We start from the raw sequence: 22,076 nt of genomic DNA on the forward strand, positions 1-22,076 counted from the left end.
GTTATGGAAACAGCACGATACAACCGACAAATTATACTTCCTGAAGTAGGTATTAATGGGCAACAAAAACTGCAACAAGCCAAAGTATTGATCATTGGTGCCGGCGGATTGGGTGTGGCTGTTTTACCTTATTTGGCTGCAGCCGGAATAGGGGAAATTGGGATTATTGATGATGATAGAATCGAAGTTACCAATTTGCAGCGCCAGGTTATTTACAAAAGTAGTTCGGTTGGAAAAAGTAAAGTTCTTGAGGCAAAAGAAATGGCTTTGGCACTAAATCCTTCTATAAAAATAAATGCAATCACTGAAAAATTAGACGCTAAAAATGCAATTTCATTATTCCGACAGTATGATATTATGGTTGATGCCACGGATAATCTTAATACTAAATATTTGATTAATGATGCGTGTTGTGCAACCAACAAACCTTTTGTTTACGGTTCCATTTATAAATTTGAAGGGCAGGTTTCTATTTTTAATTATGAAAATGGACCTACGTACCGCTGTTTATTTCCAGAGGAAGCCAATGACGTTAGGAACTGTAATGATGCAGGGGTTATGGGAATATCGGTTGGAATCATCGGTATGTTTCAGGCTAATGAAGTATTAAAAATGGTTTTGGGAATAGGGGAGTTGTTGTCTGGAAAATTATTGGTTTATAATATGTTGAATAACGAACAACAGAAATTTGAGTTTTCAAAAACAGCTGTGAATACTATCGATATAGTAGCTTTCGAAAATAAATACAGCTCAGTTGAAAGCGGAGCTATTGAAATCCTTGCTGCTCTTGCATTGGAACAAATTAATAATTCAGCAGTTGTTTTTCTTGATGTTCGAAATTTGGATGAGTATCCAAAAATAGCAATCAAAAATGGGCTTCAAATTCCACTAGATCGTTTAGAATCAGTCTTGGATCAACTGGATGCTAATGCATCGTTGTTTGTTTTTTGTCAATCCGGAATTAGAAGTAAAAAGGCAGTGGAGATCCTTAGAAATAATAATTTTAAGAATGCCAAAAGTATTGCAGGTGGTGCCAAAGCATTGGATGAAATACTGCAAATGGAAGTGTTTCTGTTTCCTAAAATATAAAAATAATCATCATGAGTAAGAAAACTGTTTTCATTCAGGGGCCAATTTCTTCGGAATTTATAGGGCAGTCGATCGCGAAACACCAATCAAAAAAGACTATTGGTGCACACAATATTTTTTTAGGTCAGGTCAGAGCCGATGAAATTGATGGTCAAACCGTAGCTGCAATTGATTATACTGCTTACGAAGAAATGGCAGACGAAGCCTTGAATGTTATTAGAGAGAAAGCTTTCGCGCAATTCGATTTGATTTGTATGCACATTTATCACAGTTTGGGCGTGGTTAAAGCAGGAGAAATCTGTTTGTTTGTCTTTGTTTCGGCAACCAGAAGAAAACAAGTCTATGAAGCCACGGAAGCGATTGTGAATTGGATTAAAACAGATGTGCCTATTTTTGGTAAAGAAATATTTGAAAACAGTACTTTTACCTGGAAGAAAAACACGTTATAAATGGTTGATATCACACATAAAATAAGTACGCTCCGAACGGCGACAGCAAAGGCAACGGTAGTTGTCAGTCTTCAGTCCACAATTGATGCCGTTGTAAACAATCTGGTTCCAAAAGGGAACGTACTGGAAATGGCAAAAACAGCAGGTTTATTTGCGGTGAAAAACACGCATTTATCCATTCCCGATTGCCATCCTATTCCAATTGAATTTACATCAGTGGAATACGAGATAAACGAATTAAGCATTGATATTATTTTCAAAGTTAAAACGGTTTACAAAACCGGAGTTGAGGTGGAGGCAATGCACGGTGCTTCTATTGTGGCGCTTACGATGTATGACATGCTCAAGCCAATTGATAAAAATATAGCGATTGCCACGATTAAATTAATCAGTAAGGAAGGTGGGAAATCATCTTTCAAAAATAGATTTCCATTTGCGATTAAAGCAGCGGTTTTTGTTTGTTCCGACTCCATTTTTGCGGGAGATAAGCAAGATCGATCCGGAAAAATAATTGTCGAAAAACTGGAGGTTTGCGGAGTTGAAACTACGCATTACGAAATCATACCTGATGAAATTGATATGATTCAGGAGCGAACTAAAGCTTTCGCTAAAGAAAATCAATTAATCATTTTTACCGGCGGAACGGGACTTTCGCCAAGAGATGTTACACCGCAAGCATTGGAACCGTTATTAGAAAGCAGAATTCCCGGAATTGAGGAAGCGATACGGAGTTATGGACAACAGCGCATGCCGTATTCGATGCTTTCCAGAACAGTTGCAGGGACCTTAGGAAAATCTTTGGTGTTGGCTTTGCCCGGTTCAACTAATGGTGCAAAGGAATCTATGGATGCCATATTTCCTCATGTGCTACATGTTTTTCATATTTTAAAAGGCAGTAATCATGATACCAAATAATGCTGTTTTAACGGATGATTTTGGACGTAAACACAACTATTTGCGTATTTCTCTAATTGAGAAATGTAATTTGCGTTGTAGCTATTGCATGCCAGCCGATGGAATTGTATTAAGTCCTAAAGCGAGCCTGATGACGGCTGACGAAATTCACGCCATCGCCCAAACCTTCGTCAATAATGGTGTTGATAAAATAAGGCTTACCGGAGGAGAACCTTTATTAAGAAAAGATTTTCCTGAAATTATAGCCAAACTGGCTGCTCTGAAAACCGAGATTTCCATTACTACAAACGGAATTCTGATCAATAAACATATTGCCGTTTTAAAGGAGTTTAACGTAAAAAAAATCAACTTGAGTTTAGATACTTTGGTTGCTTCAAAATTTCATTCTATTACACTTAGAAACCAGTTTCAGACTGTTATTGATAATTTACACATATTGCTGAATAATGATTTCAAAATCAAAGTAAATGTGGTTTTGATTAAAGGCTTCAATGATGATGAAATAATAGATTTTATTAAATTGACTGAATTTTTACCGATTTCGATTCGATTTATAGAATTCATGCCTTTTGCAGGAAATGAGTGGGACCGCAGCAAAATGGTTTCGCAAAATGAAATTCTCGATCAGGTAAAAAATCATTTTCCAGCATCGGATGTAGAGAAATTAGAAGATGATAAAAACTTTACCGCAAGGGAATTCAAAATAAAAAAATATTTAGGAAGCTTTGGTATTATCAGTTCGATAACCAATCCTTTTTGTGATGGTTGTAATAGAATCCGATTGACTGCCAATGGAAAAATAAAAAACTGTCTGTTTTCCAACTCCGAAACAGATTTACTGACGCCTTTCAGAAATGGCGAAGCAATTGAAGATTTGATTGCTTTTGCCATTAAAAACAAAAAGAAAGTAAGAGCAGGAATGAATACTGTCGAGGAGGTAAATAATCCCGCTTTGAACCAAGATAACCGAAGCATGATTGCGATTGGCGGTTAATTTATCATAAATTTTATTGGTTTTTCAATCTCATCGTCTTTGTACTTTGTGGTTTTGATAGAAGCGATGGGTGTTTGTCTAATTGTAAGAAATAATGGTGTAAATTATTTTACGGCGACAGCTATTTTTAAGGCTTTTTACGGATTGTTTTCTTTTAGAACCGTCAGTGACTTTTTCAGGAAAGAATTTTAATTGTAGTTTAAATCCCAGATGGCAAGGCCACCTTACCTTCTGATTCCTACTTAATTCTCACTGACTTTAATGGTCGCCAATTCACCTACTTTACTTATTTTTCAAATATTTCAAATAAAGTTTGAAGTAAAAATATTTATTTTTTATATTTGCATAACTAATTATGTAATTAATTATATAAAATGAAGCTATTCGAAAAAACAGGAAAAATGGCATTAGGCAGTCGGTTGCGTTTGCTGACCGCTACAGTAACCGAAAACGCAGCCCAGATTTATGAATTATACAATGTGGAGTTTTCGCCAAAGTGGTTTCCGGTGTTCTTTGTCCTTTCAGAAGAGGGTGAAATGACTATTACCGAAATCGCTAATGAAATAGGACATTCCCAACCCTCTGTTACTAAAATTATTCAGGAAATGACAGTTTTAGGATTGGTTCAGGAAAACCTGAAATCAAAGGATAAACGTAGGAACATTGTAGGGTTAAGCCAAAAAGGGATAATGCTTTCGAAAAAAATTAGAGTCCAATGTACAGACGTAGACGCTGCCATTGAAGGTATTATAACGGAAGCCACACACAACCTTTGGGAAGCAATTGAAGAATGGGAATTTTTGTTGGAACAAAAGTCGTTGTTCAGAAGAGTACAGGAGCAAAAAAAACTGCGTGAAAGTAAAGACGTCCAGATCGTGGAATACGAATCCCAATATCAATCAGCATTTAAATCGCTCAACGAAGAGTGGATTTCCACTTATTTTGAAATGGAGGAAGCGGATTACAAAGCATTGGATAATCCGAAAGAATACATTCTGGACAAAGGAGGGAAGATTTTCGTTGCGCTATACAATAATGAACCCGTTGGAGTTTGCGCACTGATCAAAATGAACCACGCTAACTATGATTTTGAAATGGCAAAAATGGCGGTTTCTCCAAACGCACAAGGGAAAAATATTGGATGGTTGCTTGGTCAGGCGGTTGTCGATACTGCAAAGAAATTGGGTGCTTCCAAATTATACCTGGAAAGCAATACCATTCTGAAACCTGCAATCAACCTATATCTGAAATTGGGTTTCCAGAAAATAGCGGGACAAACTACACCTTATAAACGCTGTAATATCCAAATGGAGTTAAACTTAAACAATCAATTGTAAAGCATATGAAAAATATTGTAAAAAAAGAAAACGCTGCCTCAAGACAATTTTTAGGAGTTGATTTTGTCGTTCTTTCCATTGGTAAAGACTCAATGGTAACAAAAATGCTGTATAAGTCAACTGATTTTGTTCCTTTTCACAAACACCCTAACGAACAGAGCGGTTATGTAATTTCCGGTAAATACAAATTGAAATTTGGAGGGGAAGAATTTTTATTATCCGAAGGAGATACCTATTCCATTCCTGCGAACATGGAACATTCCATTGAAATTATTGAGGCAGGTGAGGTAGTTGATGTTTTTACACCAATCCGACAGGATTATTTATAAGTGATTCTTTTTGATGTCAAAATCCGCTTGGTAGAATAGAAAAGCAGATCAAATGGGAAATAAAAAGGTGGCCGCAATTATGCACCACCTTTTAATACCATACAGCTACATAATTAAGCCAGTTCGAAGCGATCAAGGTTCATCACCTTGGTCCATGCTGCAATAAAATCATTTACAAACTTTTCCTGCGCGTCCGCACAAGCATAGACTTCTGCAAGGGCTCTTAGCTCTGAGTTAGAACCAAAAATGAGATCAACTCGAGATCCAATCCACTTCAGTCCGCCTGTTGTACGATCACTACCTACAAACAAATCATCAGCCTCCGAAGCAGCTTTCCAAGACGTACCCAAATCCAATAGGTTCACAAAGAAATCGTTAGTAAGTACCTCTGGACGCTTCGTGAAAACACCGTTTTGAGACTGATCAAAGTTGGCATTGAGAACACGCATGCCACCAACAAGAACTGTCAGCTCTGGCGCTGTAAGGGTCAACAACTGCGCCTTATCCACCAGCATTTCCTCTGCCGATATACTATATTTAGTCTTAGAGTAATTGCGGAAACCATCTGCTTCAGGCTCCAGGACAGCAAATGATTCAACATCCGTTTGTTCCTGTGATGCATCTGTTCGTCCAGGAGCGAAAGGTACCGATACATAGTGTCCGGCATGCTGCGCTGCTTTCTCAATAGCTGCACTACCGCCTAAAACAATCAGGTCAGCAATTGAAACTAGTTTGCCACCAGAATGATTACTGTTGAAATCTGCCTGAATGCCACCAAGCGTCGCAAGTACTTTCTCCAGTTGGGACGGATTGTTAACTTTCCAATCCTTCTGTGGTGCAAGACGAATACGAGCACCGTTTGCACCGCCACGTTTATCGGAGCCACGGAACGTTGATGCTGATGCCCAAGCGGTAGCTACCAGTTGGGAAACAGTTAGCCCTGTTTCCAGTATTTTTGCCTTAAGTGTAGCGATGTCGTTATCGTCAATTAGCTGATGCGTAACGGCAGGAACAGGATCTTGCCAAATTAGTCGTTCCGCAGGTACTTCTGGACCCAGGTAGCGTGCAATTGGACCCATATCGCGGTGCGTCAGCTTGAACCATGCACGACCGAATGCATCCGCAAATGCATCGGGATTCTTATGGAAGTATCGTGCAATGGGCTCATAAATAGGGTCTACTCTCAAAGCGAGGTCAGCGGTAAGCATTGTTGGTGCGTGACTCTTTGACGGATTGTGCGCATCCGGCACTGTACCGGCGCCGGCACCATCCTTCGGTTTCCACTGATGGGCACCAGCTGGACTTTTTGATAGCTCCCACTCGAATCCGAACAGGTTTTCGAAGTAGTTGTTACTCCACTTCGTTGGCGTAGTGCTCCAGGCGCCCTCAAGGCCGCTGGTAATAGTGTCTTCTCCATTTCCGCTACCAAATGTATTTTTCCATCCAAGGCTTTGCTCTTCAATCCCCGCACCTGCTGGTTCCGGACCCACATACCTGCTTGGATCAGCGGCCCCATGAGTTTTTCCGAAGGTGTGCCCGCCGGCAATAAGCGCAACAGTTTCTTCGTCATTCATAGCCATACGAGTAAAAGTCTCACGAACGTCACGTGCAGACGCAAGCGGATCAGGATTTCCGTTAGGCCCCTCAGGATTCACGTAGATAAGACCCATTTGAACGGCAGCCAGTGGATTTTCTAATTCGCGGTCACCAGTATAGCGATTGTCATCCAGCCATTTTCCTTCAGAACCCCAATAGATGTCTTCCGCAGGCTCCCAAACATCAGTACGTCCACCACCGAAACCAAAGCTCTCGAACCCCATCGACTCCAGGGCACAGTTTCCGGCAAGAATCATCAGGTCGGCCCATGAAATTTTCTTACCATATTTCTGTTTGATGGGCCAGAGAAGCAGACGAGCCTTGTCGAGGTTTGCATTGTCAGGCCAACTGTTGAGCGGTGCAAATCGCTGGGTACCGAAGCCGGCACCACCACGGCCATCTGCGATACGATACGTACCTGCACTATGCCAGGCCATTCGAATGAAGAATGGTCCATAATGACCATAATCTGCTGGCCACCAGGTCTGAGATGCTGTCATTAAATCAAAGAGATCTTTCTTTACGGCATTCAGATCGAGGCTCTTGAACTCCTCAGCATAGTTGAACGTCTCGCCCATAGGATTGGACAGGTGAGAATGTTGGCGGAGGATGTTCAATTTCAACTGATTAGGCCACCAGTCATTGTTTCTTGTTCCAGCACCAGCCGTTTGCTTTTGAGCTGCTCCTGAAAACGGGCATTTGCTTTCATCATTAACATTGTAACTTGTAGCATCAGCGGTGTTCGGATTGTTGTTATTTTCCATAATGCGATTGGTTTTTTTGTTTTGTAAAGTTTCAATGCTAATTTATCTATTTTTTTCTTATCTAAATTATTTTTTCAATAGATAAAAATTATAGTTATTGCTAAAGTCCGTTATGCAATCAACTTACTGCAAAATAGTTAATTAGACGGATTTCAGCATCAGGATGCCAAACGTGTATTCTTATGATTTTGACAGAAAGAATGGAGCGTTTGTCTCATTGCACGTAATAATATCATAAATTAGCAAAATCAAAGACGGCTGTATGTTTCTTAAATACAGATGGTTAGGTTGTGTGTGCGCTATGCGATAGCGATAAGTGCAAGTTGGCTGTAATTTTATACGACTCTCATCAAAGGATTATTTTTATGAATAGAAACTTCTTTACTTTTATTTTAGTAGTAGTAACCAATATAACTACTATCACTGGTCAAAATTCGGATACTATTTCAATTGAAAATGTAAATGTTATACCGATGACTAAAGAAATTGTCCTGTACAAACAGAGAGTTCTGTTTTCAGGTGGTAAAATTATAAAGATAGAACCGGTTGCATCACCTGGCAAGAAAGTCAGCTTGACTATTGATGGTACGGATAAGTATTTAATTCCCGGTTTGGCAGAAATGCATTATCACTATAGGAGCAATGATATTAAAAATGATTTTAAGTTGTTAATTGCCAACGGGATTACTACGGTAAGAAATATGGCTGAATTTGAGGGACAAAATCATATCGCTATTAGGCAACACGTTATATCGGGTGAATTGTTGGGGCCCAACTATTATACCACCGGGCCTTATTTGAAATCGGAGCAGCTTAGAACAAACGAGGAAGTGAGAGCAGTTGTCAAAATGCATAAAGAAAAAGGGTACGACTTTTTGAAAATCGCAGCTAATTTACCCCAGGATATCTATTTGAAATTGCTGGAAGAATGTGAAGCTAACGAAGTTCAAATAATAGGACATTCCCAGCGAAACCTGCCTCTTGAATTTTCTTTAAGAATGAAATCTATCGAGCACATCGAAGAATTCCTTTATTTATCTGATGGCAGTGGTTCTACTTTTTTTAAGCAAAACAAAGCCGAATTAAAAAAGTTGGCGCAACAATTGAATTCAAGTGGGATTTATATTGGTACAACCCTGGTAGGTTTTGATTTTATAAACAACTGCCTGGATGATGAAAAATTTGCCGCATTTCAGCATAACGATCTGGTAAAATATCTTGCTAAAAAATAAAAGAAGGATTTTCTTACAGAAAGAAATGATTACCGAAAACTCAAAAATCGTGAATTTGACGGTGTAAAAGCGCCATCGCTATTCAACAGTTATTTCTTATGGATGAAAGCCTTTGCCCGCATTTTATCAGACAGCAAAGTGCGTTTACTAACAGGCAGCGACACCTATGGAATGGTAATAGTTGGATTTTCTTTACATCAGGAGTTCGGGCTTCTGCAGGAGACCGGTATTAAACCATACGAGATATTATTGGCCAGTACTGTTAATCCAGCAAGATATCTGGACAATTATGCGGTGGAAGGAACCATTACTGAAGGGAAAAACGCTAATATGGTATTGCTGAATGAGAACCCGCTTGATGATATAAAAAACACCAAGTCTATTGAAGGAGTTGTTTTGAAGGGAAAATGGCTTGACCGGCAAACATTGGATAGAATGTTGGAAGAAGTTGAATTGGCATTCAAATAATCAGAGTATCACAATTTCCACTGAACAAAAACTGCTGCCAATTGCAGCAGCTGTATTTACGCTTAATTTAAGTTTGTCTTGTATCTTTTAAGTCAGTATTTAATCTAAAGTTCGGCTTAGTTGATTCACAATACAAAGCAGCGGGAGTGTTCCTGTTTTAATTTATGGAATCATTAATTATTATTGTAATTCAACCTTAACATTGTATTGATTTAAACTCATAATAGTTTCAATAGAACCAAAAGTAGCAATGCTTCTTTGATATTCTCTTTCTTTTTTTAAAGCGATTTGTTTCACACAGTTTTGGAATCTACTCACTTCTTTTAGGTTGGTAAGTATTAATCCGGGAACGGCGGCATTTTTTCCTTCTTTATCTTTTGAAACCATCGTAAAATAAGATGAATTGCAATGATTAACGGTTCCGGTCTGAATATTTTCTGATTCAACGCGAATACCAATAATCATAGAGCTGGTTCCTACGTAATTGACACTGGCTTTCATGGTTACCAGTTCACCCACTTCAATGGGTTTTAGGAAATTTACCGTATCCACAGAAGCTGTTACGCAGTAATTACCTGAAAATTTTGAAGCGCAGGCAAAAGCAATTTGATCCAGTAAGGATAAAATATAACCACCATGTATTTTGCCACTAAAGTTGGTGTGTGAAGGCAGCATCAATTCAGAAATTGTAATGTGCGAAGAACTTACCGTTTTGAAAATAGTATTCATATTGTAATTGTTTTTGTGCTGGCAAAAGTTGTTTTGAGTTGTTTTTTCAAGAATTCGTAGCTAACTTTTCAGGTAGCATTACAAGGTGTCCAGTTTTACTCCTGTCATTACCACAAAATTTATTTTTGGAGATTCACATAGTGAACAACAGTAGTCCTCCGGTAAATCTTTAAACAAAACCCCTTTTTCTATCCCTTGAATAACATCACCGTATTCTGAATTATATAAAGTCAGGCATTCAGGACACTGATGGATATCTTGTTCTTTTTTCTCTTTTTTGGTAGCTGTTGGACTTACTTCAACAATAACATTCCCTAATTCCTCAAAATATTTTCTACTGAGTTCAATCAAAATGGTTGGCAGCTCCAGCTTATCAACATCTTGGGTATGAACGATGTACTCTCGGGTATTTGGATCGAAATTTTTGGCATACAAAACATTATATGTATCTCTAATTTTAATCGATTCTAAGTCTTTTGGTAATTCATTTTTTTCGACCACAATCGAAGTAAAATAATGTCCTTCGCGATTGTATTCTGATATACCAAAAGTGAGTCCGTAGGTACTGATGTCAAATTGATCGAGTGTTCGAACCAGAAAAGTTTTGAGATTTAAAGCCCACTCCATGGCAACAGGTAAATGCCAGTTGAGTTCCAATAAGGAGTGACGGACATTAATTCCTTTTTTACCCAGGAATTTTTCCCAATCTAATTTTCGTTCCTTTGGAATTCCTTTTACGATGAAGGACTTCCATGGCGTGATACATATTTTGCCAATTTTGCAATCAAAACATAAATCGCACATTTCTTTTAAAAAGTCTAAATCGTATAGATTATTTCTCCAATACAAACCCAACCAATATTGATCAATTCCCAGTCGATTCATTCCTTCATAATAAGGGAACGGATAAAAAGGAATGTTTAAAGGTTTGTCTATTGTTCTGTTATTGGTGTCCAAAGCGTCGCTGACCAATTGAAAGATCATATCGACAGAATCAGGTTCTTCGTCAAGTATTTTTTCAATAGCATAATATACTTCGGCGATATTCCAACTGTAAATCAGCACAGGATACATTTCCATTTTATCCCATTTTGGCAAACGGATATATAGAAACCAATAATCTTCATGATCCGAAGCAATAAAGTTGATGTGTCCTGTAAATAAAGGAACTAACTGTTGTTTTGGATCCGTGATGTTTACTTTTAGCTTGGGTTGTTCTTTAAATTGCTCTAAAATATATAAAAATTTATTTCCCGTAAGCCAGGGCGTATTTCTAAAAATATCAGTGGATACGTACGAAGAAACAATGTTATTTCCGCTTTTTTCATTAGGATAAACAAAATAATTCTTTCCAGTTTTTTCCCTTTCAATAGGAGTGAAACCTTTAGGAAATATAATATCCTGTCGAGAACCAAAGGAGATTGCATCCAATCCTTGTTCTAAAGCCATATTTACAATTCCGCGTAATTCACCTGGTGAAATCACGCCTCCTTTTACTATTAGTCTTGTCAATTCCATATTTTTTAGTGTTCAGTTCTCAGTGTGTAGTATTCAGTTGCTGATAGCAAACTGATTACGGAATACTGCCAACTATTTATTTACATTTTGATAAGATTTCTTTCACTTCGGTTTTACAACTTCCACAACCTAATCCGGCACCTGTGGTTCTGCACAATTCGGTAAAGTTAGTCACACCACCTTTTATGGCTTCTTCAATGTTTCCGCTTCCCACTTGGCTGCAGGAACAAACAAGTTTTCCTAAAACTGGTTTTGCATTTGAACTTCCTCTTAATAACGTGTTTCTTTTATCAGACAATTCGATTTTGCTCTCAATCATAGTTTTGAATTCGGCAAACTCATTTTTATCGCCCATCAAAATAGCGCCCACTAACAGGTCGTTTTTGACCACACATTTCTTATAGTATCTTTTTCCTAAATCGGAAAACACAATTTCTTCGTAAGAATCATCATTGTCAGGGATTTCGATTTCACCGATACTGCATAGATTGATGTCTTCGAGTTTCAGGATATTCATTAAAACGGAACCTTTGTAAAAACTACTGATATCGCCGGCCATAAAATTCGCCAATACATCAGCCTGTTCCTCCGCTGCTGAAGTGATTCCGAACAACTGGTTGTTGAACTCCGCTATTTCGCCAATAGCAAATACATTTGGATTCGACGATTGTAAATACTGGTTTACTTTTACACCGCGTCCGCAGGATATTCCTGATTCTTTGGCTAATTCTATATTTGGAATGGTACCAATGGTATACACAATGGCATTGGCAGTGATAATCCGACCACTTTTTAGAGCAATTTCTATTTCGTTTGGATTGTCTGTTTCGAATACGGTACTCACCTCATTATCAAAATAAATTTGAATGTCACGAAGTTGTACTTCTTCAGCAAGTAATTTACTCGAAATTCGGTCCAATTGACGTTCCATTAATCTGGAAGCCCGTTGAATTATCGTGATTTTTACTTTTTTATGTTTTAGGGCAGCGGCTAATTCTAATCCTAATAATCCACCACCTACAATAACTACATGTTGCTCTTCCGGAATTAAATTAGTTTCATCCAAATAGTTTTTTAATCGATCTGCATCTTCTTTTTTTCTAATGGTAAATCGCCCTGGTAAATGCAGTTGCGCATTTTCAGGAATAAAAGGTCTGCTTCCTGTAGCTAATATTAACGAATCAAAAGAATGCGTTATGCCATTGCTATCGAGAATTATATTTTCTTTGGTGTTGATGCTGTCAATTGAAATACCAGATTTCATGGTGATATTTAGCTTACTTAAGGCTTCGTCTTTTATTTTTAAAAGCTGTTCCCAAGAAAGTTCCGCAGTTACGTATTCCGGTAATAAAACCCTGTTGTAAAATGGATTTTCTTCATTTGAAAAGACAATGATTTCGTCAGAAGTATTGATTTCTCTATAGTTTTGTATAAATCGGAAAGCAGCTGCTCCAGCGCCCACTACCGCTATTTTCTCGAAAGGTTTTACATATTTGGCAATTGAAACAGTTGTAAACTTAAAATCGGGTTCTTTTGATACAGGATCTACAAGAGTATTCGTCAGATTATTGGTTCGATTCAAGTCATTTTCCAGCTGTTTTCCCCAGTGCATCGGCAAGAATAGCACGCCTTCTCTAATGGTATCAGAAACTTTGGCTTTTACACGGACGGTTCCGTTTTTGCTTGTTACCACAACAATATCTCCGTTATTTATGGACGCTTTGTAGGCATCAATAGGATTTATTTCAAGTACAGGACTAGGGATGTGTGTCATCAATCGGGACACTTTACCTGTTTTTGTCATCGTATGCCATTGGTCTCTGATACGACCCGTGGTAAGAATATACGGAAATTGATCATTAGGTTGTTCCGAAGTGTTTTCAATAGCCGTTGGGATATTAAAAATCGCTTTTTGCGAAGGCGTAAAGAATTTTTTATCGGTAAATAAACGAGGGGTTCCAGGATGACCGTAATCAGGAACAGGCCATTGGAAAGTACCTTCGTTTTTTAGACGATTGTAATTTAAAAAGGAAATATCTATGTTGGTGTTTTTTGTCATGAGACAATGTTCCTTATAAATATCTTCGGTACTGTTGAAATTAAATCCGTTGAAATTCATTTTTTTAGCAAAACGAGTCAGAATTTCCACATCCGGAAGTGCTTCTCCCGGTGCATTGATGCCTTTCGGCAAATAAGAAATTCGTCTTTCGGAATTGGTCATGGTTCCTTCTTTCTCTAACCAACCCGCTGCCGGCAATAATAAATCGGCAAATTTTGAAGTGTCGGCATTATGAGAAATATCCTGAACCACAACAAATTTGGCATTCGCCAATGCTTTCTCCACTCTGCGGGAGTCTGGTAAACTTACCATTGGATTAGTGCAGATAATCCAAATCGCTTTCATTTTTCCAGATTCCAAAGCTTCAAACATCTCTGTAGCCGTTAATCCCGGTCTTTCAGACAGGTCTTCAACTCCCCAAAAATCAGCTACCTCTTTACGATGTACCGGATTATTTAATTCTTTATGTACCGCCAATAGATTAGCCATTCCACCCACTTCACGACCACCCATAGCATTAGGCTGTCCAGTCAGTGAAAAAGGCCCTGAACCTGGTTTTCCTATTTGTCCGGTTAATAAGGAAAGGTTAAGCAAAGCTGTATTTTTGTCTACGCCAATGGCACTTTGATTGAGTCCCATTGCCCAAAGCGAAAGAAATCCTTTGGCTTTTCCAATGATGTCAGCAGCTAATTTGATGTCATTCAAAGGAACACCACAAAGTTTAGATGCTTTCTCTAATGAGCTGGACAGTACAAGATCTTTATATAATTTGAAATTTTCAGTATGGTTTTTTATGAAATCATTATCGGCATATCCTTTTTCGATTAACCTTTTGGCCAAAGCATGGTATAAAATAATATCAGTACCCGGAATGATTTGTAAATGCAAATCAGCAGCTATTGCCGAATCGGTTCTTCTGGGATCGATTACAATAATTTTTGTTTTCGGATTTTTTTCCTTGTGTTGTTCTATTCGTCTAAAAAGAATAGGATGACACCAGGCAGGGTTGGCCCCTGTTATCAAAAAAGTATCAGCCAGTTCAATATCGTCGTAAGCGATCGGTACAGAATCCTCTCCAAATGTTTTTTTGTAACCTGCGACCGCTGAACTCATGCACAAGCGAGAGTTGGTATCGATATTATTGGTTTTTAAAAATCCTTTTACCAGCTTGTTTACCAGGTAATATTCTTCAGTAAGGCATTGCCCAGATATATAGAACCCAACACTATCAGGGCCATGTTTTTTTATTATGGAGGAAAAGACTGCTGCTGCGCGATCCAAAGCGGTATCCCAGCTTACTCTTTCCATAGGATGTGACTTACTCCATCTCATTTCTGGATAAAGGATTCTGTCGGAGGTGTCGTTGACTACATAATGAAGGTTCATCCCTTTCGAACAAAGCATGCCTCTGTTCACCGGATGATCTTTATCGCCCGTAACAGTTACCCCATTTTTAGGATCATTGGTTACTATAATTCCGCATCCTACTCCACAATAGGAACACGTAGTTTTGATTTCTGAATTTTGCATTATTGAATTTCTTTATTAATAATGAAAGCTTAGTACATTGATCTGTTTCTATCTTACGAAAGTGTAAAAATAAGTATTTTTACGTATTAATACGTATTAAATGGATTTTATTTTATATTTTTGGGTAAAATAAATATTTAGTAGCAAATCATTTTGTAAACGATTTTAAATTTTAGCCATGAAAGAAGAACTAGCCACTTGCAGTACCTGTATAAATGAAAATTGTTTTATCAAGAAACACATTCATTTAGAACAAATGAAAAATTATATTGATAAAAAGCGCAGTTTTACCTGTAAAAAAGCGCAGCAATTTATCATTGAAGGTGCACCAATTCAGGGGTTGTACTTTATCTACAAAGGAAAAGTAAAGACGGTAAAGACAGGTATCAACGGAAGAGAACAAATTGTACGATTAACCAAAGAGGGTGACACGGTTGGTTTTAGAGGTTTTGGTACCAGTAAACGCTATCTTATTGGTGCTTATGCTTTGGAAGACACTACGTTATGTAATTTTAGTAACGAAGATATGTTGGAAATACTTCATAATGTTCCTGAATTTACCTTTGATTTAATGTTGTTTTATGCGGAAGAGCTAAATAAAAGTGAGAATAATATTCGCAAAATTGCACAAATGAATGTAAGGGAAAGGGTGATTGATACCTTATTATATATACATAGAAAATTTGGTCAGATGCATGGCGTCATAGAGCTTGATTTGTCCAGAAAAGAAATTGCTGATTTTGCCGGAACCACTGATGAACAAGTGATACGGGTGATTTCAAGTTTAAAAAAAGAATTGCTCATTAAAACTGTCGGCAAGAAAATAGGATTAGTTGATATTGATAAATTAAAATCAGAAATTAGAGAACATAAATAGTTATACCAATAAATCCTCCTTTTTTCTTCCTTCATTTCTTCCTTCATTTTCTTTCTCCTCTTTGCTTCCAATAGGTATTCTCCTTTTGGAGCGTATTGTCTCCCCGCTTTCTTATTCGAATGAATAATCGCTTTTTATGTTTTTAAAAGCAGATTGTCATGATTTTCATAGGATAAATTTTTACTATACGTATTTTTTACTACGTTTCTGATAATGCTAAAGCCTTGCTGTAACTGGTTTTATTTTCATTATCTGTTAAAAAGCAGTAATTAAACTGTCTTAATTACGTTGTTTTTGGTAGTAAAAAGTCGTTTCTATCTGTTTTTTATATAGTGTCTAAGTATTAGTACTTACGTAAATTTGCTTCATACTAATTAAAACATAAGATTATGCAAAAGTTTAAAACCACATTACTAGGTGCTCAAGGTTTGAAAATGAGAAAAATTTCAACAGTAAATCTTTCAAAATCTTTTTTCCTGGGAATTGCCTTAACCGTATTAAGTCAAAACGAAGTAAAAGCACAATTAACAGCAACAGGACAAATTAGAGAGAGAACTGAACTAAGAGCAGGACAAGGAACTTTGCAAAAAGAGGGAGACAAGGCTGCCTTATTCAATTCTCAAAGAGCAAGATTAAATATAGGATTCACAGGATATCGATTTAAAGTATTTATGGCATTACAGGATGTACGTGTTTGGGGACAAGATGCTTCTTCCATAAATAGAACAACTACAGAAGCAAATAACGGTGTTATGCTTCATGAAGCCTGGGGGGAGATTATGTTGAATGACACAATAAGCACCATTCAAAATTTATCTTTAAAAGTAGGTCGTCAGGAAATCTCTTATGATGATCAAAAAGTATTGGGAGGTTTGGATTGGTTGCAACAAGGAAGAAGACATGATGCAATTGTCTTCAAATTTGCAAACAAAGGATGGATTGCTGATGTTGGAGCTGCATTTAACCAAAACAAAGAACTAAACACAGGAACAGTTTACAACGGTGTTCCTACTGCTTACGGTGCCGGTACCAATGGAATTGGTACGATGTACAAATCGTTTCAGTACGCTTATATAGGAAAGAAACTTTCCTTTGGAGATGTTTCGTTTTTATTCTTTAAAGATGATTTTAACAAATACACTAATGTAACTTCAGGAACGCCAGCGGTAACTTCAAAAGCATATGGAACAGGTGTTTGGAGTCGCAATACTACAGGTGTTTACTTTAATACTAATGTTACCAGAAAATTCAATCTTACGGGAAGCTTGTATCATCAGGGAGGTAAGGATAAAGACGGCAGATCTTTAAGCGCTAATTTGGCTTCTGTCACTTCAACTTTGCAAATAGGAAGAAAATTATTTGTAGGTCCTGGGATTGATTATTTATCAGGAACAGACGGAACAAAAGCAGTTACAGCGACTTCAGAAAGCAATCTTTTTGATCCATTGTATGGAACACCGCACAAATTCTGGGGAAGTATGGATTATTTCTATGCAGCGAATGGTTTTGGAAAACAGGGATTACTGAACTATTTCTTTAAAATGAAATACAATGCGAAAGACAACCTTACTTTCTTATTAGATATTCATGGTTTTGAATCTGCCAACACTTTGTCAAATGGAGCGGGAGGAAAATTAGATTCTTATTTAGGTACTGAGGTTGATTTATTAGTAAGATACAATTTAACCAAAATGGTCAATATCGAAGCTGGATATTCTTTCATGAAAGCAACCAATTCAATGGCATCAGCGGCAGTTAAAAATGTTGCTACACCAGACCTTAGCCCAAAATTTGCTTATGTGATGCTAAATATTAAACCTAATTTCTTAGCTAAAAAATAAATTAAAGTATTCAATTTTTAAAAAATAAACAAAATGAAAAATTCAAATAAACAAATAACAAGGGTTTTCAAAAGAGTTGTGTTGACCTTGTTGGTAGTATTGAGTTCCGCTTTAACAACGATAAGTGCTCAAAGTGATCCCGTAAGATTAGGTTTCATTCCACTTACGGATTGTTCTCCAATTGTTATGGCAAAAGAACTGGGGCTATTTAAAAAATATGGCGTTGAGGTTATTGTAACCAAAGAATCTTCCTGGGCGAATGTTCGTGACAAAATTTTAACAGGCGAATTAGACGGAGCGCATTGTTTGTATTCTATGCCGTTCTCAGTATACACAGGGGTTGGTGGTAAAGCTGGATCTGAAATGAAAATTGCAATGATGCTTAATGTAAACGGTCAGGCCATTACACTTTCTAATGATTTTTGCGGAAAAGTGGGTTTTAAACAGATGAATAAAGTAACTCCAGTAGTTGCTGCCAAATTAAAAGCAGAAAAAGAAGTGACATTTGCGATGACTTTTCCTGGTGGAACACACGATTTATGGTTGCGTAACTGGATGTCTATCGCTGGTCTAAATCAAAAAGCAGTGAAAATTATTACTATTCCCCCTCCACAAATGGTGGCTAACATGAAAGTTGGAAACATGGATGGGTATTGCGTAGGAGAGCCTTGGGGAGGTGTTGCTGTAAAACAAGGAATAGGATTTACACAAATTGCTTCACAAGATATTTGGAAAGATCATCCTGAAAAAGCATTGGTTGTGAATAAAGATTTCAGCGCAAAACGTAGAGCAGATTTAGTAAAAGTAATGAAAGCGGTAATGGAAGCTTGTATCTGGTTGGATAATCCATCTAATCGTAAAAAAGCAGCTGCTATTATTGGTAGAGCTCCTTATGTGAATGCGCCAGCTGATGTAATTGAAGCGAGATTGATGGGAGATTACAATTTAGGTTGTAACCAGGGAACACAAGTTTATTCTAAAGATTATATGTTGTTTCACAAAGGCGGAATGGTTAATTATCCTCGTAAATCATATGCGATTTGGGCGATGGCACAGTTTGTAAGATTCGGATATTTGAAAGAAGCGCCAAATTATGAAGCAATTGCAGATAAGTTGATCTTGCAGGATTTGTATGAAGAAGTGGCTAAGAGCATGAAAGTGAAAATACCTAATGATGATATGAAACCTTTTTCTCTTACTATGGATAAAACTGTTTTTGACCCGTCGAACCCTGCTGCTTACTTAAAAGTTGTAAAAAGATAAATTAGAAAATAGATTACAGCGTCTCTACTCCCTCTCTTACTAGAGAGGGTCGGGGGGAGACATTAGAAATACCTTAATTAAACTAAATTTTATTACCATGTCTGATAAAAACACACTAACCATTGATACGCTAGATTCAGAAATCAATGTTTCAACAGAGACAAAAAAAAGTGTCACAGAAAATTATAAACTCAAATTAGCATTAAATACTTTACTTGTAAAATCGAAATCATTGCTTTTGGCAGGTGTAGGTTTGGTTGTTTTTGGCGGATTTTGGAGTTTATTAAGTTATTTTACAAAAGATGCACTACCTGGTCCGATAGCTACCTTAACTGTTTTGAAAGAAATGTTAAGCGATCCTTTTTATGACTATGGACCGAATGATAAGGGAATAGGATTGCAATTATTCAATTCGATAAAAACGGTATTGATGGGATTTTTATTAGGTTCATTAATTGCTATTCCAATTGGGATTTTAATGGGAGCCAGTACTATTTGTAAACAAATTTTTTATCCAATTGTTCAACTTTTAAAACCAGTTTCTCCATTAGCGTGGTTTCCTATTGGTTTGGTTGTTTTTAAAGATACAGGAATGGCGACCATATTTATTGTTTTCATTACTTCTTTATGGTCTACATTGATTAATACCTCTTTCGGTGTAGCATCAATTCCACAGGATCATAAAAATGTAGCCAAAGCATTTGGATTTTCTAAAATGAGATACCTGACTAAAATTTTAATTCCGTACAGTTTGCCTCACATTATTACAGGATTGCGTTTGAGTATCAGTGTGGCTTGGTTGGTGATCGTAGCGGGTGAAATGTTGTCTGGTGGTGCCGGAATCGGGTTTTTTGTATGGGACAGCTGGAACGCATTAAGCTTAGAAAAAGTAATATCAGCCATTATCATCATTGGTATTGTAGGATTGCTTTTTGACAAACTGTTTACGTTCATCGAGAAAAAAGTGGCTTATTAAACTTAACAAATTAAAAATTTACGACTATGAGTTATTTAGAAATAAAAGATTTGGAAATTTCGTTTCCAACTCCAAAAGGAAAATATATTGCAGTAAGAGATATTAATCTTTCAATAAAAAAAGGTGAAATCGTATCTATAATTGGACATTCAGGATGTGGGAAATCAACGATTATGAATGCTATTGCAGGAATGCTTACCCCAACAGGCGGAACGGTTGAATTAGGGAATCAAAAAATAAAAGGGCCAGGACCAGATCGCGGAATTGTATTTCAAAATTATTCTCTTTTACCCTGGTTGACTGTGGACCAAAACATTTTTCAGGCCGTTGATTCGGTAATGAATTGTTCTAAAGCAGAGAAGCATGAAATTGTAGAAGAAAACCTTAAAATGGTTAATTTATATGAACATAAAGATAAATTACCGGGACAATTATCGGGTGGTATGAAACAAAGAGTCGCAATTGCAAGAGCATTTGCAATCAATCCGGGAGTTTTATTATTGGACGAACCTTTTGGAGCTTTGGATGCACTTACCAAAGGAACCATGCAATTAGAAGTGTTGAAATTATGGAACTTAAATAACAGAGACAAAACGATTGTTATGATTACACATGATATCGAAGAAGCTTTGTTTTTATCCGATAGAATTGTGGTTATGAATAACGGTCCGGCTTCAACCATCAGAGAAATAGTTGAGGTTCATTTACCAAGACCAAGGAACAAAATCGAAATCGTAAAAATGCCCGAATATATAGAGTTAAGAGATAAATTATTGCACCTGTTAACCGATAAGTTCTCGATTGAAGATATGGGGATGGTGTACAAAAGTTAGTTTGGTTTAGTTTAATTTGTTTAGTTAATTTAAGAATCCCTGAAATATTGAGCCATTTCAGGGATTTTTTGCATAAGCCCTGGATATTAATTCTAAAAATAAATCAATATGAATAATACAATTTTCGATTTTATAGGCGATAATGACGGGGATTGGGAAGTAACCGCAATGATTACTTTAAAAGGGGATGCAATCGATCCGGTTTCTCATATAAAAAGGATTTCAGGTTCTTTAGTACAGTCTAATAAAGGAATTTGGACTTTAAAAGGAATTGTGAGTAACCTTCGGTATACGGAGAAAGAAGACAAAGACAAATTGGTTGCTATTCAAGAAGATTTAGGGCGATCAGCAGCTACTTTAGCTGCATTTATTCTCATCCGAAAATCGGAAGCATGGTGGAATTTAGCCCAAGATGAACGTAGAAAAATAATGGAAAATAAATCCCGGCATACCCAGACAGGTATGAAATATTTGCCTGCAATTGCCCGAAAATTATTCCATTGTAGAGACATTGGTGAGCCGTTCGATTTCCTGACTTGGTTTGAATACGCTCCAGCTGATGCGGCTACTTTTGAAGAACTTTTGGAAACACTTCGAAAAACCGAAGAATGGCGTTACGTGGACAGGGAAATTGATATTAGATTGATGAAAAATAACTCATGATTTTTTTTTAAGCGATTGTTCCCATTGGGAAATTAAAAGGATCTAAACTAAGCAGCATTATAAAGTGTTTGATTTTGTGGAATTCTGTTTGTTCTTACTAATTTGCTTTAATAATTCCGAATTTAAAATTCAATAGGGTTAATAGCTGATTATGGTACTGGTCAAAATTTTCAAAGAATTTTTCTATGGCAGTTTTGAATGTTTTGAAATCTTCATAGTATTTGTTTTTCATTACTTTCTTTTTAAAAAATTTCCATAGCCTTTCTATCAAATTCAGATTTGGACTATATGGTGGTAAATATACCAAGTCTATTCCAAGCTCTTTTGCTTTACTCTGTGCTATTATTCCCTTTTGATATCGAGCATTGTCTAGTATTAAACAAATAGTTTCTGCCTGATAGTATTGCTTTTTAATGGTCTCTAATAATCTTACAATTGAGTCTGCGTTACAATTTTCTTCCTCAAGCAATATTGTTGGTTGCATAGTCACAGGATTAATTGCTCCTATTATATTCAACCTTCTTCGACCTGTATTGGAGGAAATTTCTTTGGTTCCTGCTTTTCCGATTTCCTGCCAAGCATAATCATTTTAAACATTATGTATTTGATGCATT

18 protein-coding genes and 1 pseudogene are annotated in these 22,076 nt (G+C 36.9%); 14 read left to right on the top strand and 5 right to left on the bottom strand.

All coding sequences use genetic code 11. From position 1 onward, the window contains the following. Positions 1–3 precede the first annotated feature (3 nt). The 6 genes from moeB (at position 4) to ACNQGH_RS11050 (ending at position 5,113) form a co-directional block, all read left to right on the top strand. Positions 4–1,089 carry a molybdopterin-synthase adenylyltransferase MoeB gene (moeB, locus tag ACNQGH_RS11025; protein ID WP_417956059.1) on the top strand — a complete coding sequence of 362 codons (1,086 nt, stop codon included), beginning with the start codon at positions 4–6 and terminating at the stop codon, positions 1,087–1,089. Positions 1,090–1,100: 11 nt separating this feature from the next. Continuing rightward, positions 1,101–1,538, top strand: a complete 438-nt coding sequence (locus ACNQGH_RS11030; protein ID WP_417956060.1) for a molybdenum cofactor biosynthesis protein MoaE — start codon at positions 1,101–1,103, stop codon at positions 1,536–1,538. Beyond that, positions 1,539–2,453 carry a bifunctional molybdenum cofactor biosynthesis protein MoaC/MoaB gene (gene moaCB / locus ACNQGH_RS11035; protein WP_417956061.1) on the top strand — a complete coding sequence of 305 codons (915 nt, stop codon included), beginning with the start codon at positions 1,539–1,541 and terminating at the stop codon, positions 2,451–2,453. Beyond that, positions 2,440–3,447, top strand: a complete 1,008-nt coding sequence (gene moaA / locus ACNQGH_RS11040) for a GTP 3',8-cyclase MoaA (RefSeq protein WP_417956062.1) — start codon at positions 2,440–2,442, stop codon at positions 3,445–3,447. Before moaCB ends, moaA begins: the two co-directional genes overlap by 14 nt. Before the next feature lie 374 nt (positions 3,448–3,821). Next, positions 3,822–4,784 carry a GNAT family N-acetyltransferase gene (locus ACNQGH_RS11045; RefSeq protein ID WP_417956063.1) on the top strand — a complete coding sequence of 321 codons (963 nt, stop codon included), beginning with the start codon at positions 3,822–3,824 and terminating at the stop codon, positions 4,782–4,784. A 5-nt stretch (positions 4,785–4,789) separates the two neighbouring features. After that, positions 4,790–5,113 carry a cupin domain-containing protein gene (locus ACNQGH_RS11050; protein WP_417956064.1) on the top strand — a complete coding sequence of 108 codons (324 nt, stop codon included), beginning with the start codon at positions 4,790–4,792 and terminating at the stop codon, positions 5,111–5,113. Between the two features lie 113 nt (positions 5,114–5,226). On the opposite strand, the gene katG is transcribed toward ACNQGH_RS11050, so the two are convergent. Further along, positions 5,227–7,473 carry a catalase/peroxidase HPI gene (katG, locus tag ACNQGH_RS11055; protein ID WP_417956065.1) on the bottom strand — a complete coding sequence of 749 codons (2,247 nt, stop codon included), beginning with the start codon at positions 7,471–7,473 and terminating at the stop codon, positions 5,227–5,229. Between the two features lie 365 nt (positions 7,474–7,838). Here katG and ACNQGH_RS11060 point away from each other — a divergent pair, with 365 nt between their 5' ends. Continuing rightward, positions 7,839–8,705: an amidohydrolase family protein gene (locus ACNQGH_RS11060; protein WP_417956066.1), complete on the top strand. Its 867-nt coding sequence runs from the start codon at positions 7,839–7,841 to the stop codon at positions 8,703–8,705. 102 nt (positions 8,706–8,807) lie between these two features. After that, entirely contained in the window at positions 8,808–9,173 is a 366-nt protein-coding gene (locus tag ACNQGH_RS11065; RefSeq protein ID WP_417956067.1) for an amidohydrolase family protein, read from the top strand. 180 nt (positions 9,174–9,353) lie between these two features. On the opposite strand, the gene ACNQGH_RS11070 is transcribed toward ACNQGH_RS11065, so the two are convergent. The 3 genes from ACNQGH_RS11070 to ACNQGH_RS11080 form a co-directional block, all read right to left on the bottom strand. Then, a complete protein-coding gene (locus tag ACNQGH_RS11070; RefSeq protein WP_417956068.1) occupies positions 9,354–9,902 on the bottom strand; it encodes an acyl-CoA thioesterase in 549 nt (182 codons plus the stop codon). A gap of 78 nt (positions 9,903–9,980) precedes the next feature. Further along, complete coding sequence (locus ACNQGH_RS11075) at positions 9,981–11,420, bottom strand: rubredoxin (RefSeq protein ID WP_417956069.1); 1,440 nt, start codon at positions 11,418–11,420, stop codon at positions 9,981–9,983. Between the two features lie 76 nt (positions 11,421–11,496). Continuing rightward, complete coding sequence (locus tag ACNQGH_RS11080; RefSeq protein WP_417956070.1) at positions 11,497–15,009, bottom strand: molybdopterin-dependent oxidoreductase; 3,513 nt, start codon at positions 15,007–15,009, stop codon at positions 11,497–11,499. Positions 15,010–15,187: 178 nt separating this feature from the next. Between ACNQGH_RS11080 and ACNQGH_RS11085 the strand changes: the two genes are divergently transcribed. The 6 genes from ACNQGH_RS11085 (at position 15,188) to ACNQGH_RS11110 (ending at position 21,462) form a co-directional block, all read left to right on the top strand. Next, on the top strand, positions 15,188–15,886 hold the full coding sequence (locus ACNQGH_RS11085; RefSeq protein WP_417956071.1) for a Crp/Fnr family transcriptional regulator: 699 nt from the start codon (positions 15,188–15,190) through the stop codon (positions 15,884–15,886). Between the two features lie 389 nt (positions 15,887–16,275). Next, a complete protein-coding gene (locus ACNQGH_RS11090; RefSeq protein ID WP_417956072.1) occupies positions 16,276–17,727 on the top strand; it encodes an alginate export family protein in 1,452 nt (483 codons plus the stop codon). A gap of 33 nt (positions 17,728–17,760) precedes the next feature. Next, on the top strand, positions 17,761–18,990 hold the full coding sequence (locus tag ACNQGH_RS11095) for a CmpA/NrtA family ABC transporter substrate-binding protein (protein WP_417956073.1): 1,230 nt from the start codon (positions 17,761–17,763) through the stop codon (positions 18,988–18,990). A gap of 97 nt (positions 18,991–19,087) precedes the next feature. Next, on the top strand, positions 19,088–19,966 hold the full coding sequence (ntrB, locus tag ACNQGH_RS11100) for a nitrate ABC transporter permease (protein ID WP_417956074.1): 879 nt from the start codon (positions 19,088–19,090) through the stop codon (positions 19,964–19,966). Positions 19,967–19,992: 26 nt separating this feature from the next. Next, on the top strand, positions 19,993–20,799 hold the full coding sequence (locus ACNQGH_RS11105) for an ABC transporter ATP-binding protein (protein ID WP_417956075.1): 807 nt from the start codon (positions 19,993–19,995) through the stop codon (positions 20,797–20,799). A gap of 108 nt (positions 20,800–20,907) precedes the next feature. Further along, positions 20,908–21,462: a chlorite dismutase family protein gene (locus ACNQGH_RS11110; RefSeq protein WP_417956076.1), complete on the top strand. Its 555-nt coding sequence runs from the start codon at positions 20,908–20,910 to the stop codon at positions 21,460–21,462. Between the two features lie 97 nt (positions 21,463–21,559). Here the strand turns inward: ACNQGH_RS11110 and ACNQGH_RS11115 are convergent. After that, positions 21,560–22,033 (bottom strand): annotated as a pseudogene (locus tag ACNQGH_RS11115) (IS630 family transposase); the annotation flags it as partial. Positions 22,034–22,076: the final 43 nt, after the last annotated feature.

Source organism: Flavobacterium kochi, assembly GCF_048286715.1.
Taxonomy (GTDB): Bacteria; Bacteroidota; Bacteroidia; order Flavobacteriales; family Flavobacteriaceae; genus Flavobacterium.

Bases quoted from the DNA above. Each gene is read 5' to 3' on its own strand.
- ACNQGH_RS11030 (WP_417956060.1), top strand. From the start codon at position 1,101: ATGAGTAAGAAAACTGTTTTCATTCAGGGGCCAATTTCTTCGGAATTT.
- ACNQGH_RS11085 (WP_417956071.1), top strand. From the start codon at position 15,188: ATGAAAGAAGAACTAGCCACTTGCAGTACCTGTATAAATGAAAATTGT.
- ACNQGH_RS11090 (WP_417956072.1), top strand. From the start codon at position 16,276: ATGCAAAAGTTTAAAACCACATTACTAGGTGCTCAAGGTTTGAAAATG.
- moaCB (WP_417956061.1), top strand. From the start codon at position 1,539: ATGGTTGATATCACACATAAAATAAGTACGCTCCGAACGGCGACAGCA.
- ACNQGH_RS11075 (WP_417956069.1), bottom strand. From the start codon at position 11,420: ATGGAATTGACAAGACTAATAGTAAAAGGAGGCGTGATTTCACCAGGT.
- ACNQGH_RS11070 (WP_417956068.1), bottom strand. From the start codon at position 9,902: ATGAATACTATTTTCAAAACGGTAAGTTCTTCGCACATTACAATTTCT.
- ACNQGH_RS11060 (WP_417956066.1), top strand. From the start codon at position 7,839: ATGAATAGAAACTTCTTTACTTTTATTTTAGTAGTAGTAACCAATATA.
- ACNQGH_RS11050 (WP_417956064.1), top strand. From the start codon at position 4,790: ATGAAAAATATTGTAAAAAAAGAAAACGCTGCCTCAAGACAATTTTTA.
- ACNQGH_RS11095 (WP_417956073.1), top strand. From the start codon at position 17,761: ATGAAAAATTCAAATAAACAAATAACAAGGGTTTTCAAAAGAGTTGTG.
- ACNQGH_RS11065 (WP_417956067.1), top strand. From the start codon at position 8,808: ATGAAAGCCTTTGCCCGCATTTTATCAGACAGCAAAGTGCGTTTACTA.
- ACNQGH_RS11110 (WP_417956076.1), top strand. From the start codon at position 20,908: ATGAATAATACAATTTTCGATTTTATAGGCGATAATGACGGGGATTGG.
- ACNQGH_RS11045 (WP_417956063.1), top strand. From the start codon at position 3,822: ATGAAGCTATTCGAAAAAACAGGAAAAATGGCATTAGGCAGTCGGTTG.
- ACNQGH_RS11105 (WP_417956075.1), top strand. From the start codon at position 19,993: ATGAGTTATTTAGAAATAAAAGATTTGGAAATTTCGTTTCCAACTCCA.
- moaA (WP_417956062.1), top strand. From the start codon at position 2,440: ATGATACCAAATAATGCTGTTTTAACGGATGATTTTGGACGTAAACAC.
- katG (WP_417956065.1), bottom strand. From the start codon at position 7,473: ATGGAAAATAACAACAATCCGAACACCGCTGATGCTACAAGTTACAAT.
- ntrB (WP_417956074.1), top strand. From the start codon at position 19,088: ATGTCTGATAAAAACACACTAACCATTGATACGCTAGATTCAGAAATC.
- moeB (WP_417956059.1), top strand. From the start codon at position 4: ATGGAAACAGCACGATACAACCGACAAATTATACTTCCTGAAGTAGGT.
- ACNQGH_RS11080 (WP_417956070.1), bottom strand. From the start codon at position 15,009: ATGCAAAATTCAGAAATCAAAACTACGTGTTCCTATTGTGGAGTAGGA.